The organism is Brevibacterium pityocampae (assembly GCF_039541555.1).
GTDB lineage: Bacteria > Actinomycetota > Actinomycetes > Actinomycetales > Brevibacteriaceae > Brevibacterium > Brevibacterium pityocampae.
Map to the genome: position 1 here is coordinate 116,031 of NZ_BAABGL010000003.1, position 13,096 is coordinate 129,126.

Genomic DNA, 13,096 nt, shown 5'->3' on the forward strand with positions numbered 1-13,096 from the left:
CGGTTCCGGCACAGCTGCGGCGAGAGCGTCACCGGGTCGGTGCGCCGACGTCACCGGTCCCGACCGCCGACGGCTCCGCGCGCTCGCCCCGCTGTCACACCGCGTCGTACTTGGCGGCGAGGTAGCCCTGGAGTCGTCCCGGGTGGTTGGTGATGATCGCGGAGATCCCCGAGCCCAGCAGCCGCTCCCACACCGCAGGCGCGTCGACGGTCCACACGAACATCCCGAAGCCGAGCTCCATGAACTCCTCGGCGAGCTGACGGCGGGCGAAGAAGCCGCGCTCGGAGGGGTTGTAGCCGATGACTTCGAGGGCGTGCGCGAGCTCGACGTCGCCGTCGCGCGGCATGAGGCGCAGCAGGCAGCGCGGGACCATGGGGATGAGGTCACGGGCGGCCTCGAGGGTGCGCACGGAGAAGCTCTGGATGATGATCCGGTCGGCCATCCCGGTCTCAATGATGTCCGCGGCGACCTGGGACACCGCCCCCGGGGACCAGTCGTCCTTGAATTCGAGGAGGAGCCTGCCGCCGTGCTCGGCGAGGTCGGCGAGCAGGGTCCGCAGCTTCGGCACCCGCTGGCCGGCGAAACCGGGCCCCAGCCAGGACCCGGCATCGGCGAGCGAGATCCGCTCGTCGCTCATCTGCGCGATCGTGCCGGTGGCGGTCGTCGTGCGGTTGAGGGTCGAGTCGTGGAGCACCATCGGGGTGCCGTCCCCGCTGATCCCGAGGTCGACCTCGATGAAGTCGCAGCCGATCGCCCGAGCCGCGTCGACCGCGGCCAGGGTGTTCTCCGGCGCGGCACCCGAGTAGCCGCGGTGGGCGATGACCCAGGGCCGGTCGTCCCGGCCCGGTGCCGCGGCCACCCGCTGTGCGCGGAGGTACTCGGCGAATCTCAACTGTGGCCCCGGAGCACCTGGCCGAGCCGCGCGTAGCCCTCCACCGCGATGGCCCGCCACAGGTGCGAGGCCGTGATCGGGTCGGTCTCCATCATCTTCTCGATCGCGTCCTTGGGCAGGAGCTTGATCTCCGTGTCGGTCACGGCCTTGACGGTGAAGGGCTGCTTGAAGTGGTCGTTGAGGGAGAGCTCCCCGAACGACATGCCCGCGGTGAGGATCGACACGACCTCCCGGCCGCGGTCGGCCGGGGAGAGGGTGTGGACCGTGCCCGAGGTGATGAAGCGGATCCCGTCGAACTTCTGCCCGATCCGGCGGATGACGTCGCCGGCGGCGTACTCCTCGTCGACGAGGTGCTCGGCGATCTTCTCCCGGAACTCGGGGTCGATCGAGCCGATGAGGGTGGGGCGGTCGGCCTCCTCGTCGGGGAAGCAGTCCGCGTCGCCGTACTCCTCGAGGATCCGGTTCTCCGCCCAGGTCAGCGCCTCGTTGCGGGAGCCGAAGATCTCGACGTCCATCTCCACCGGGACCATGAGCTCGCTGAGCCGGTCGTCGGGGTCGACGAGGCCGAGGGCGACCCCGACCTCGTCGAGCGCGCGCGCCATGCGCGACAGCTGGCGCACGGACACCTCGGCGATGTCGTCGGCGCGGCTGAGGTCGAGGACGATGCACTCGGTGTCGTCGCCGAACTTCGCGACCTCGCGGGAGAGCACCTCCGCACCGGAGAACAGCAGGTCACCCATGACCTCGACGACGTGCGCCTGGTGGCCGTGCTCGGCGAGCACCTTCTCAGCGGCCTCGGGGCGACGGGTGGTCGACGGGGTCTTGTCGATCGTCTCGTTCGAGCGGATGGTCGACAGCCCGGCCTTCGAGGTGCGGACGAAGTGGAGCTCGAGATCGCTCGAGATCTGCCGGTGCGCGGCGAGCCCGCGCACGCTCGAGCCGTGCTCGTCGAGCGGAGGGGAGAAGGAGGCGAGGCCCAGCTGGCCGGGGAGCACGGAGATGATGCCGCCGCCCACGCCGCTCTTGGCGGGCAGGCCGACGCTCGCCACCCAGTCGCCGGAGTCGTCGTACATGCCGCAGGTGAGCATGACGGAGAGCACCCGCTCCACGACACGGGTGTCGAACACCCGCTCCTGGGTCACCGGGTTGACGCCGAGATTGGCCAGCGTGGCGGCCATGACGGAGAGGTCCCGGGCGGTCACCGCGATCGCGCACTGCTTGGTGTAGTCGTCGTGCGCCGGGTTCGGATCGCCCTCGAGGATGCCCCAGGAGGAGAGGAACCAGGTGAGGCCGCGGTTGTGGGCGCTGCCCTGGCTGTCCTGCGAGTGGACGTCCTCGTCCATCTCGAGCTCGCGGCCGGCGCACGCGGACATCACGGTGAGGATCTTGTCGAACACGGTCCTGCCGCGCTCGGGGAGGATCTGGCCGGTCGCGGCGATCGCGCCGATGTTGATGAGCGCGTTCTTCGGCCGGCCGCTGCCGGACTCCGAGGACAGGTCCGCGAAGGACGAGCCGGAGGGCTCGACGTCGATCTTCGAGTCCATGTAGGCGAAGCCCCGGTCCTGCAGCGCGATCGCGTAGCAGAAGACCTTCGAGATCGACTGGATCGCGAAGGGCACCTCGGCATCGCCGGCCGTGTAGGTGAAGCCGTCGGACGTCGTCATCGCCAGCCCGCACAGGTTGGGGTCCTGGGAGGCGAGCACGGCGTTCGGCGATTTCGTGGACCCGCCGCGGATGTCGAGGAGGCTCTCGTGGACGGTGTCGAGGTATCTCTGGATGGGTGCGTGCATACGGCCACACTATCGGAATCGCGCGCGGGCGCGAGTCGGCGTCCGGCCGGGCGCGGACCGCACGCGAGCGGGGCGCTGCGGGCGTGGCCGTGCGGGCGGGTGAGGGGGCCGGGCCGCCCCTCGGCGGCGGACGACGACGGCCCCGGTCCGGTGTCTCCACCGGGCCGGGGCCGTCCGAGCTGTGGCAGGTATAGGATTCGAACCTATGAAGGCGAAGCCGTCTGATTTACAGTCAGATCCCTTTGGCCGCTCGGGCAACCTGCCAATGCTGCGCGCCCGCCGATTCCTCGCCGAGCACCTATGGAAGAATACTAGGCCCTCCCGGAAAACGCCAAACCGCGCCCACTAGACTGGCCGTCGACCGACATCCCCCATCGCGAGGAGCAGCAATGGCCAGTGATTCATCGTTCGACATCGTGTCCAAGGTGGACCGGCAGGAGGCCGACAACGCGCTCAACCAGGCGGCCAAGGAGATCGGTTCCCGCTACGACTTCAAGGGCACCGAGGCCTCGATCGAGTGGTCCGGCGAGAAGGTCCTCATGAAGGCGGTGAGCGAGGACCGCGTCAAGGCCGTCCTCGACGTCTTCCAGTCGAAGCTCGTCAAGCGCGGCATCTCGCTCAAGTCGCTCGACACCGGCGAGCCGTTCCCCTCCGGCAAGGAGTTCCGGATCGAGGGGAGCCTCAAGGAGGGCATCGACCAGGAGAACGCGAAGAAGATCTCCAAGACGATCCGCGACGAGGGGCCCAAGGGCGTCAAGGCCCAGATCCAGGGCGACGAGCTGCGCGTGAGCTCGAAGAAGCGCGACGACCTCCAGGCCGTCATCGCCCTCCTCAAGGGCAAGGACCTCGACGTCGATCTCCAGTTCACCAACTACCGCTGAGCCGGACCGCCGCCGAGGCGCGGGCTCGGACCCGTCGGGGCCGGGACGAGGATTCCTCGTCCCGGCCCTGTCATGTTCCGGTGCGGTGCCGTGCGGTGCTGAGTCCGACTCAGCCGACGGTCTCGTCGGCGGCGACGACGGCCCGGCGCGCCTCGGCGAGCATCGCCTCGCGCGTGGCGATCTTGATGCGCTCGCGCCCGTGGGGCTCGCCGAGCGCCTTCTCCGCCGCCTCGAGGAGGTGGTAGCCCTCCCAGTCGACGAAGTCGACAGACTTCGAGCGGAGCAGCTCGATGATCGCGTCCTCGGTGGGCGCCTCGGGCTCGGGCAGGCCGCCGGCGGCGCGGTCGGCGATGAGGTGGGTGATCGTCTCGAGCGCGTCGCCCTTGGTGTGGCCGATGAGGCCGACGGGCCCGCGCTTGATCCACCCGGTGGCGTAGACGCCGGGCAGCACGGGGGCCTCGGCGGCGTCGGCCTGGCGCAGGGTGTCCGCGACCCGTCCCTCGTGGTTGGGGATGACGCCGCGCCGGTCGTCGAACGGCAGCTGGGGCAGGGCGGTGCCGAAGTAGCCGACCGCCCGGTAGACGGCGTCCATCGGCCAGTCGGTGAACTCGCCGGTGCCGGTCACGCCGCCGCTGCCGTCGAGCTCCTGGCGCTCGGTGCGCAGGCCGGTCACGCCCGTGTCGCCGAGCACCGCGACGGGCGCGTGGAGGAAGTGCAGGTGGAGACGGCGCGGGGCGCCGGTGGGTTCGCGCAGGGTGAAGTCGGTGAGCGTCTTCGTCACCTGCTTGACCTGATTGTTCGAATGGATCGTCGCCATCGAGGCCTCGTCGAACTCGAAGTCCTCCGGGTACACGATGATGTCGACGTCCTTGACGTGACCGAGCTCGCGGAGCTCGAGCGGCGTGAACTTCGCCTGCGCGGGACCGCGCCGGCCGAACACGTGGACATCGGTGACCCGCGACTGCTTGAGACCTTCGTACACGTGGTCCGGGATCTCGGTGCTGAGCATGTCGTCGGCCTGCTTGGCGAGCACGCGCGCGACGTCGAGGGCGACGTTGCCGTTGCCGATCACCGCGACGCGCTCGGCGTCGAGCGGCCAGGTCTGCGGCACGTCGGGGTGCGCGTCGTACCAGTTGACGAAGTCCGCCGCCCCGTAGGACCGGTCGAGGTCGACGCCCGGGATGTCGAGCTTGGCGTCGATGAAGCACCCGGTCGAGAAGATCACCGCGTCGTAGTGGCGCTGGAGCTCCTCGCGCGTGATGTCCGTGCCGTACTCGACGTTCGCGAACAGCCGGATGTCGCCGCGGTCGAGGACCTTGATGAGTGCGTTGATGATGCCTTTGATGCGCGGGTGGTCGGGTGCCACGCCGTAGCGCACGAGTCCGAAGGGGGCCGGGAGCCGTTCGAAGAGATCGATGCTGACGTCGAAGTCCCGTTCGGCCTTGGTGAGGAGGTCGGCCGCGTAGATCCCTGCTGGACCTGCGCCGATGATGGCCACCCGGAGGGGACGTGTCATTCTCACAACCTTTCGTTTCGGTCAGCCACCCAGTCTAGTGAGGGCGCGGAATCGGGGCGAACCGAAGTGTCCGAAATCACCGAAGTCACAGCACACTGTGCAGATAGTCACTAGACTGCCGATGTGAATGACCCAGAGATCCCGGACGACGAGTCCGCACGGCGCAGAGCGGGCCTCATCCTCGGACTCTCGGGGTACCTGTTCTGGGGCGGGATGCCGCTGATCTTCGCCGCCGCCCAGCCGGCCGGCCCGGTCGAGATCCTCGCCCACCGGATCGTGTGGTCGCTCGTCACCTGCGTCCTCCTCCTCACCGCCGCCCGCGGCTACGGCCGGGTCCTCACGGCGTTCCGGAACCGCGGTGTGTTCTGGACGCTGGCGCTGGCGAGCTTCGTCGTCGCGATCAACTGGTTCGGGTTCCTGCTCGGCGTGCAGCTCGAACGCGTCATCGAGATCTCGCTCGGCTACTTCTTCAATCCGCTCGTCACCGTGTTCCTCGGTGTGGTGTTCCTCGGCGAGAAGCTCCGACCTCTCCAGTGGGTCGCGATGGCCGTGGGCACGATCGCCGTCGTCGTCATCGCGGTGGGCTACGGCCAGGTGCCGTGGCTGGCGCTGCTTGTGTCGTTCTCCTTCGGCCTCTACGGACTCATCAAGAACAAGGTCGGCGGGCGGGTCGGCGCGCTCGAGGGGCTCACCGTCGAGTCCACCGTGCTCACCCCGTTCGCGCTCGCCGCCATCGCCTGGTTCGTGCTCAGCGGGAACTCGCACTTCGGCACCGAGGGGGTGGGCCACACGCTCATCATGCTCTCGCTCGGGCCGGTGACCGCGATCCCGCTCATCCTGTTCGGGGCGGCGACCCGCCGGGTGCCGCTGTCCTGGGTGGGGATGATGCAGTACATCACCCCGACGATGCAGTTCATCCTCGGCGTCACCGTGCTCGGGGAGGAGATGTCGACCGCCCGCTGGATCGGCTTCTTCATCATCTGGTCCGCGGTCGCGATCCTCACCGTGGACATGGTCCGCGCCTCCCGCCGCCGCCCCCGCCGCTGAAGCGCGGGGCCAGCCGAGGCGCGGAGCCGGCTGAAGCGCAGGCCGGGATCAGGCGCCGGGTCGGCGGACAGGCGCGACGACAGGGGCCTCGGGCGTTCCGGGGACACTCCAGTGTGGTCGCGGGCGTTCCGCGGTCACCTCAGTGCGGATACCCGAGGGTAACCGCACTGGATCGACCTGGGAAAGCAGAGCCGAGTGAAGCGCAGGGCCGGGTGCACCCCTGCGGGATCAGGCGACGCGGGTGACGGCGGAGCGGGCGAACTCGACGAGCCCGTCCTTGACCTCGCCGTCGGGCACCGGGGCGAGCGCGGCCACCGCGTCCTCGGCCCACGCCTCGGCGGCGCGCCGGGCCCGGGCAGTGGCGGGGTGCGCGACGAGGGCCTGCCGGGCGCGCTCGAGCGCGGCGTCCGAGCCCAGGTCCTCCTCGAGCAGCGCGACGACCTCACGGGCGAAGGCGTCACCGGCCCGGGCGTCCTGCCGGACGTAGAGGACGGGCAGGGTCGCCACGCCCTCGCGCAGGTCGGTGCCCGGAGTCTTGCCGGACTTCGCACCGTCGGACACGAGGTCGATGAGGTCGTCGGCGAGCTGGAACGCCACCCCGACCTTCTCCCCGTACTCCCGCAGCGGGGCGATGAGCTCGCCCGGGGCGTCGGAGTAGCGCAGCCCGAACTCGCCGGCGGCCGCGATGAGGGACCCGGTCTTGTCGCCGAGCACCTCGAGGTAGTGGTCGATCGGGTCGATGCCGTCGGCGGGCCCGGTGAACTCGTGGAGCTGGCCGAGCACGAGGCGCTCGAAGGTCTCCGCCTGCAGCCGCACCGCGGCCGTCCCCATCTGCGAGGTCAGCAGGGAGGCGCGGGCGAACAGCAGGTCGCCGGTGAGGATCGCGACGCTGTTGCCCCACACCGTGTGGGCGGCGGGCGCTCCGCGGCGCATCGGCGCATCGTCCATGACGTCGTCGTGGTAGAGGGTGGCGAGGTGGATGAGCTCGACGGCGGCCGCGGCCCGGTCGATGTCGACCCGGTCGGACTCCCCGAACTCCGCGGCGAGCAGCACGAGCAGCGGGCGCACCCGCTTGCCGCCGGCGCGCAGCAGGTGGTGGCAGGCCTCGTCGGGCAGCGCGCTCGCCTGCTCGACGACCGCGTCGAGGAGCGATTCGATCCGCACCAGTCGGTCCGCCAGCCGCTCCGCGAGCGCGGAGTCGGCCTGCACGAACGCCGCCGGGGTCAGCGGCCGCGCCTCGCGCGTGCCGTGCTCCACCGGGGTGGGCGAGGTCTCGGCGGCGTTCGTCATGTCCTCTTCAATCGTCCTCAGGGGCTCGGGCGCCGCGCGCTGTGGGGCGCGGCGCTCAGTCATCGCTTCGCTGCTCAGTCATTGCTGGTCGCGGGGACCACGGTCGTCAGAGCGGTGATGAGGCGATCGTACAGATCGCGCTCGCGCACCGCCGAGTCCTGATACAGATTGGCCAAGAGCTTGACGACGAAACGCATCAGGGTGTCGACACTCATACCGTACTTGATCCCCAGCGCCATGATCTCGGGCCTGCCGATGAGCGCGGCGAACACCCGGCCGAGCGTGAAATAGCTCCCGAGGTGTCCGCGCACGAGCGCCGGGTACTCCGCGAGCTTCTCCCGCCGGATCCGCTCCGGGTACCGGGCGTAGGTGGCGACGACCTCGGCGGCGAGCCGGGAGCTGAGCATCGCGTAGTCGATGCCCTCCCCGTTGAACGGGTTGACCATCCCGGCGGCGTCCCCGACGAGCAGCACGCCCTGCTTGAGGTGCGGGGTGCGGTTGAAGGCCATCGGCAGGGCGGCGCTGCGCACGGGCTCGAGCCGCGTCTCCTCCCCGATCGACCACTCCTCGCCCATCGCGGCGATCCAGTCGCGGAGCACCGCCCGGTAGTCGACCTTCCCGAACTGGGGCGAGGTGTCGAGGATGCCGAGGCCCACGTTGACGGTGCCGTCGCCCATGGGGAACAGCCAGCCGTAGCCGGGCATCGGCTCGCCGAGCGCACCGGCGTCGGTGCGGGCGCGCAGCTCGAGCCAGCTCTCGAGGTAGGCCTCGGAGTGCCGCGGGGAGGAGTGGTAGGTGCGCACGGCCACGCCGATCGGCCGGTCGTCGCGCTTCTCGATGCCGAGCGCGATCGCCATCCGCGCGGACACCCCGTCGGCGGCGATCACGGTGGGCGCCCGGAACAGCGCCTCGGGCCCGACCTTGCGACCGCGGTGGTCAGTCCCGGTCGCCTTGATCCCGCGCACCCAGCCGTCGGCGCCGAACACCGGCTCCGAGGCGTGGACCTGCTCGAACAGACGCGCGCCGCAGGCCTGGGCGTGGCGGGCGAGCTCCTCGTCGAGGCGCGAGCGGGCGCGGGTGAGCCCGTAGGACGGGACTCCCTGGACCTCGGGCCAGTCGATCTCGAGCCGGTGGCCGCCGCCGATGAGCCGCAGCCCCCGGTTGCGGTGCCAGCCGGACGCCTCCGGGGTCGCGAATCCCAGGTGATCGAGCTCCTGGACGGCGCGCGGGGTCAGGGCGTCGCCGCACACCTTGTCGCGCGGGAAGGACGACTTCTCGAGGACGACGACCTCGAGCCCGGCGCGGGCGAGGTGCGCCGCGGCCGTCGAGCCAGCCGGTCCGGCGCCGACGACGATGACGTCGGCGTCGATGGTGGTGGTCATGCACCCGGCTCCGGGCGGGCGTCCGCGGCCTCGACTGCGAGCCGGACCTCGACGTCGTGGTCGCCGTCGGAGGCGCTGTCGCGGGCAGGGGCGTCGTCGGAACCGCCGCGGGTGCCGGTATCGCCGGCGTCGGTGCGGGAGGCGGATGGTGCGCCGGCGTCGGTGCGGGATCCGTCGGAGTCGCCGCGGGCAGCGGACGGTGCGGCGGGCGCCTCGGCCCCGGTCTGCGGCTTGAGCGCGTGGTGGACGGCGACGATCCCGCCGGTGAGGTTGCGGTACTTCACCTGGTCGAATCCGGCGTCGCGGATGAGATGGGCCAGCGTCACCTGGTCGGGCCACTCGCGGATGCTCTCGGCGAGGTAGACGTAGGCGTCGGGGTTCGAGCTCACGGCGCGGGCGATCGCCGGCAGCGCGGCCATGATGTATTCCGAGTACACGGTGTGCAGCGGCGCGGACTCGAGGGTGGAGAACTCGGCGATGACGAGGCGGCCGCCGGGCTTGAGGACGCGGAGCATCTCGTGGAGGGCGAGCTCCGGGTGCTGCACGTTGCGCAGGCCGTAGGTGATCGTCACGGCGTCGAAGGAACCGTCGTCGAACGGCAGGTCGGTGGCGTCGGCGTAGACGAACTCGATCCCCGGGTGCTTCTGCCGGCCGACGTCGAGCATCCCCTCGGAGATGTCCCCGGCGACCACCTGGGCGCCGGCGCGCCGGAGCGGCACGGAGGACACCCCGGTGCCGGCGGCGAGGTCGAGGATCCGGTCGCCGGGCCGCGGGTCCACGGACTTCGTGATCTCCCGTCGCCACAGTCGGGCGAGACCGAAGGTCATCGCATCGTTGGTGATGTCGTAGCGCCGAGCGACGCCGTCGAACATCGACGCCATATCGGTCTTCTGCTTGTCGAGCCGCGCGCGAGTCATGCGTCCCATGGTCTCAAGGGAGCGCACCCGCGCGCCAATCGGCGTCCCGGCCGATCGGCGTCCCGGTTAGGATCGAGGGCGATGAAGACCTTCGACGTCACCGCCGGCATGCCGGCCCCGGCACCCGGGTTCGCGGTGCGCTCGTGGTTCATCGACGGCGTGAGCCCGCAGGCTCCCCGACCGTTCGTGCAGGGCCTGCCGGCGAGCCCCCAGGAGTTCCTCGCCCAGCTCCCGCCATCGGGCTTCAGCTGCTGGGTGCGCGGCACCGCGGGTCTCGTGGGGATCGGCCGGGCGCTGCGCATGCGCGCCGCCGGGCCGGACCGCTTCGATGCGCTGTCCGCGGCCTGGCAGGAGATCGCCGCCGCGGCCGAGGTCGACAACGAGGTCGGGCTGCCGGGCTCCGGGCTCATCGGGTTCGCCGCGCTCGCCTTCTCCGCACACTCGGCGACCGCCTCGGTCATCGACATCCCGCGCTTCGTCATGGGCCGCCGCGACGGCCGGGTGTGGCTGACCGCCGTGACCACGCCCGGGGATCCCGAGGACGCCGGCGGCCTCGCGCTCTCCCACACGCCGCTCGCTCCCCCGCGCGCTCCGCGGACCCGGCCGGGCCATGTCACCCCGGAGGACTACGTCGAGATCGTCGCCCGGGCCGTCGAGCGCCTCCGCGCCGAGGCGGGCACGGGAGCCGGAGCCGAGGCGGGAGCGGCCGGCGCACCGGGCACACCGGCCGGGGCGGGCGCCTCGACCGGGGGCGGCACGTCCGCCGGAGCCGGGCCCGCGGCCGGGGAGCCGCTCGGCAAGGTCGTGCTCGCGCGCGACGAGGTCGTCGAGACCGACGAGGAGATCGATGTGCGCGCCGTGCTCGGCCGCCTCAACTCCGCCTACCCGACCTGCTGGACGTTCGACGTCGCCGGGCTCGTGGGCGCCACGCCGGAGCTCCTCATCGGCGTCACCGACGGGCAGGTGACCTCCCGGGTGCTCGCCGGCACCTATCAGGTGCAGGGCGATCCGGCTGAGGAGATCGCCGCCGCCCGCGCCCAGCTGGGCTCCGCGAAGGACTCGAGCGAGCACGCCTTCGCGATCGATTCGCTCGCCGCGAGCCTGTCGACGGTGAGCGAGGACCTCCACGTCGACGCCGAGCCCCATCTGCTCCAGCTCGCCACCGTCATCCACCTCGCCTCCGACGCCCACGGCACGCTGCGCCGGGGCGATCACGGCTGCCCGACCGCGCTCGAGGTCGCCCGGGCGGTCCACCCGACCGCGGCGGTCGGCGGCTTCCCCAAGGACCGGGCGATCGAGGTCATCGAAGAGCTCGAGGACGCGGACCGGGGCCGCTTCGCCGGGCCCGTGGGCTGGATCGACGAGCGCGGCAACGGCCAGTTCGGGATCGCTCTGCGCTGCGGTCAGCTCGAGGCGCCGAACCGGATCAGGCTGTTCGCCGGCGCCGGGATCATGCCCGATTCCGACCCGGCCTCCGAGCTCGCCGAGACCGAGGCGAAGCTCGCCCCGATGAAGCGCGCGCTCGGGGTCGAGCGCTGAGGGCGCCGGCTCAGCCCAGCACCGGGACGATCGGGATCTCGTAGACCCCCGGCTCGCCGGCCGCCACAGCCGCACCGACCTCCGCTGTCGTCCGGCACACCGCGTAGGGCCACCCGTAGCCGCGGGCGAGCTCGGCGAAGGTCCGGCCGTGCGCGGTGGCGAAGAAGCGCGGGAAGTGCACCGCGAGGTGCGGCCGGCCGTGCTCGAGGCCGGCGAAGATCGCGCCCCCGTCATCGTTGAGGACGAAGATCTGCACCGGCGGCAGCGGCTCCTCGGACTCGCGGAGCAGACCGCCGATGCCGTGGAGGAGCGACACGTCGCCGAGCAGCAGCCGCACCGGGCGTCCGCTGCCGGCGGCGAAGCCGATCGCGGTGGAGACGAGCCCGTCGATCCCCGCGAGCCCACGGGAGGCGAACACCTCCACCGGCGCTCCGGGGGCCAGCACCCGGTCGAGGTAGCGCACCGCGTTCGAGCTCCCGATGTACACCGTGCCCGGGGCACCTGCGACCGCCGCGGCGGCGGCCTCGCCGGTGAGCGGGGCCGAGCCGTCGAGGTGGGCAGGGTCGTCCAGGTGGGCGGGATCGTCCAGGTGGGCGGGGCCGTCGTCGAGGTCTGCGTGCGGTGTGCCGCCCCGAGCCGCCGGCGGGGCGGAGTGCTCATCGGGCTGGACCGTGCGTGCCGCGTCGAGCCAGGCGGCGGTCCAGGCGTCGCGGCCGGTGGGCACCTCGGGCAGGGCCTGGGCGAGTGCGGCCTGCCATTCCTCTGCGGCCACCTGGTCGAGGTCGGGCTGCACGCGGTGCACCCGCAGCCCGGGGCGGGCGAGGAGCCGCTGGTCCTGGCGGGACAGCGTCGGCTTGCCGAGCACGATGAGATCGGTGATGCGCTCGACGAGGTCGCCGCGGGCATCGAGGACGCGCGTGTGATCCGTGACGAGGTGCGGCGAGCGCAGGAGCGGGGAGGACGGTTCGGCGAGCACCGGCACCCGGAACTCCGCGAGGAGCCCGCCGAGGCGCTCCGCCGACAGCCCGAAGGCATCCCCGCCGAGCGCCGCGACCTCACCGGCGAGCGCGGGCAGGACCGTGCGGACGAAGGCGGAGTCGAGCGGCACCGGCTCGCGCTCGAGGCGCGCCTTCGATCCCCACCAGGCGTCCGGATCCGCGGCGTCCGGGACCAGCGGCACGTCGAACTGGACGTTGAGCTGGACGGGGCCGGGCGGGCGGCCCCCGGCGAATCCCTCGCCCATGCTCAGCCGCACTGCGGTGGCCGCGACGTCCGCGGCGAGCGCCGCGGCATCCGGGCCGGCGGTGAGGTCGAAGCGCTCGCGCACGTCGCTGAGTACGAGCGACTGGTCGTCGATCGTCTGGTTGGCGCCGGTCGCGCGGAGGCGGGCAGGCCGGTCGGCGGTGAGGGCGAGCAGCGGGAGGCAGCCGTAGGACGCCTCGAGCACGGCGGGGTGGAGGTTGGCGACGGCGCTGCCGGAGGTCGTCACCACGGCGACCGGCCGGTCGGTCCCGGCGGCCCGCCGGCCCTTGGCGATGCCGAGGGCGAGGAAGCCGGCCTCGCGCTCATCGATGCGCACCCGGACGTCGAGGAGCCCGGCGGCGGCCGCCTCGGCGACGGCGTAGGTGAGCGGGGCGGACCGCGAACCCGGGGAGACGACGACGTCGCGCACCCCGGCGGCGAGCAGGGCTGAGACGAGGGCGCGGGCGGTCGCGGTGGAGGTGTTCATCGCCTCGATTCAATCATGGGGCGCAGCGATCATGCGGCGGATTCCGAGCGTGCTCTCCGGATTCTCCGGGTGGTCCGTTCACCTTCGGGAGGTATATTCGCAACCCCGCGTCC

At 71.8% G+C, this 13,096-nt stretch carries 9 protein-coding genes, 1 tRNA gene and 1 pseudogene; 3 read left to right on the forward strand and 8 right to left on the reverse strand.

Features of this window, described 5'->3' with window-relative positions; all coding sequences use genetic code 11:
• Positions 1 to 94 precede the first annotated feature (94 nt).
• The 3 genes from ABD883_RS03840 to ABD883_RS03850 all read right to left on the reverse strand — a co-directional run bounded on the left by ABD883_RS03840 (position 95) and on the right by ABD883_RS03850 (position 2,946).
• Complete coding sequence (locus ABD883_RS03840; protein ID WP_137318006.1) at positions 95 to 892, reverse strand: glycerophosphodiester phosphodiesterase; 798 nt, start codon at positions 890 to 892, stop codon at positions 95 to 97.
• The gene (gene glsA / locus ABD883_RS03845) at positions 889 to 2,682 is read right to left on the reverse strand and encodes a glutaminase A (RefSeq protein ID WP_345029965.1); all 1,794 of its coding nucleotides are present in this window, start codon (positions 2,680 to 2,682) and stop codon (positions 889 to 891) included. Before glsA ends, ABD883_RS03840 begins: the two co-directional genes overlap by 4 nt.
• A 182-nt stretch (positions 2,683 to 2,864) precedes the next feature.
• A tRNA-Tyr gene (locus ABD883_RS03850) sits at positions 2,865 to 2,946 on the reverse strand.
• Positions 2,947 to 3,071: 125 nt separating this feature from the next.
• On the opposite strand from ABD883_RS03850, the gene ABD883_RS03855 reads away from it, so the two are divergent.
• On the forward strand, positions 3,072 to 3,563 hold the full coding sequence (locus tag ABD883_RS03855; protein WP_247618288.1) for a YajQ family cyclic di-GMP-binding protein: 492 nt from the start codon (positions 3,072 to 3,074) through the stop codon (positions 3,561 to 3,563).
• 109 nt (positions 3,564 to 3,672) lie between these two features.
• Here the strand turns inward: ABD883_RS03855 and ABD883_RS03860 are convergent, their stop codons facing one another.
• Entirely contained in the window at positions 3,673 to 5,079 is a 1,407-nt protein-coding gene (locus tag ABD883_RS03860; protein ID WP_137318009.1) for an FAD-dependent oxidoreductase, read from the reverse strand.
• Between the two features lie 123 nt (positions 5,080 to 5,202).
• Here ABD883_RS03860 and rarD point away from each other — a divergent pair, with 123 nt between their 5' ends.
• Positions 5,203 to 6,126, forward strand: coding sequence for an EamA family transporter RarD (rarD, locus tag ABD883_RS03865; protein ID WP_254668840.1), 924 nt, complete (start codon positions 5,203 to 5,205; stop codon positions 6,124 to 6,126).
• Between the two features lie 228 nt (positions 6,127 to 6,354).
• On the opposite strand, the gene ABD883_RS03870 is transcribed toward rarD, so the two are convergent.
• The 3 genes and pseudogenes from ABD883_RS03870 to ABD883_RS03880 all read right to left on the reverse strand — a co-directional run.
• A complete protein-coding gene (locus ABD883_RS03870; RefSeq protein WP_345029968.1) occupies positions 6,355 to 7,416 on the reverse strand; it encodes a polyprenyl synthetase family protein in 1,062 nt (353 codons plus the stop codon).
• Positions 7,417 to 7,490: 74 nt separating this feature from the next.
• The gene (locus ABD883_RS03875) at positions 7,491 to 8,798 is read right to left on the reverse strand and encodes a geranylgeranyl reductase family protein (RefSeq protein WP_137318010.1); all 1,308 of its coding nucleotides are present in this window, start codon (positions 8,796 to 8,798) and stop codon (positions 7,491 to 7,493) included.
• Between the two features lie 224 nt (positions 8,799 to 9,022).
• Positions 9,023 to 9,715 (reverse strand): annotated as a pseudogene (locus tag ABD883_RS03880) (demethylmenaquinone methyltransferase); the annotation flags it as partial.
• Between the two features lie 81 nt (positions 9,716 to 9,796).
• On the opposite strand from ABD883_RS03880, the gene ABD883_RS03885 reads away from it, so the two are divergent.
• Positions 9,797 to 11,254 (forward strand): isochorismate synthase, encoded by a 1,458-nt coding sequence (locus tag ABD883_RS03885; protein WP_345029972.1) that lies wholly within the window; start codon positions 9,797 to 9,799, stop codon positions 11,252 to 11,254.
• A gap of 10 nt (positions 11,255 to 11,264) precedes the next feature.
• Here ABD883_RS03885 and ABD883_RS03890 read toward each other — a convergent pair whose 3' ends face one another.
• Complete coding sequence (locus ABD883_RS03890; RefSeq protein WP_345029975.1) at positions 11,265 to 12,983, reverse strand: thiamine pyrophosphate-binding protein; 1,719 nt, start codon at positions 12,981 to 12,983, stop codon at positions 11,265 to 11,267.
• Positions 12,984 to 13,096: the final 113 nt, after the last annotated feature.

What these genes read in the sequence shown, in the direction of transcription:
- ABD883_RS03875 (WP_137318010.1), bottom strand. Translation starts at nt 8,798, where the DNA reads ATGACCACCACCATCGACGCCGACGTCATCGTCGTCGGCGCCGGACCG.
- ABD883_RS03870 (WP_345029968.1), bottom strand. Translation starts at nt 7,416, where the DNA reads ATGACGAACGCCGCCGAGACCTCGCCCACCCCGGTGGAGCACGGCACG.
- glsA (WP_345029965.1), bottom strand. Translation starts at nt 2,682, where the DNA reads ATGCACGCACCCATCCAGAGATACCTCGACACCGTCCACGAGAGCCTC.
- ABD883_RS03885 (WP_345029972.1), top strand. Translation starts at nt 9,797, where the DNA reads ATGAAGACCTTCGACGTCACCGCCGGCATGCCGGCCCCGGCACCCGGG.
- ABD883_RS03860 (WP_137318009.1), bottom strand. Translation starts at nt 5,079, where the DNA reads ATGACACGTCCCCTCCGGGTGGCCATCATCGGCGCAGGTCCAGCAGGG.
- ABD883_RS03855 (WP_247618288.1), top strand. Translation starts at nt 3,072, where the DNA reads ATGGCCAGTGATTCATCGTTCGACATCGTGTCCAAGGTGGACCGGCAG.
- ABD883_RS03890 (WP_345029975.1), bottom strand. Translation starts at nt 12,983, where the DNA reads ATGAACACCTCCACCGCGACCGCCCGCGCCCTCGTCTCAGCCCTGCTC.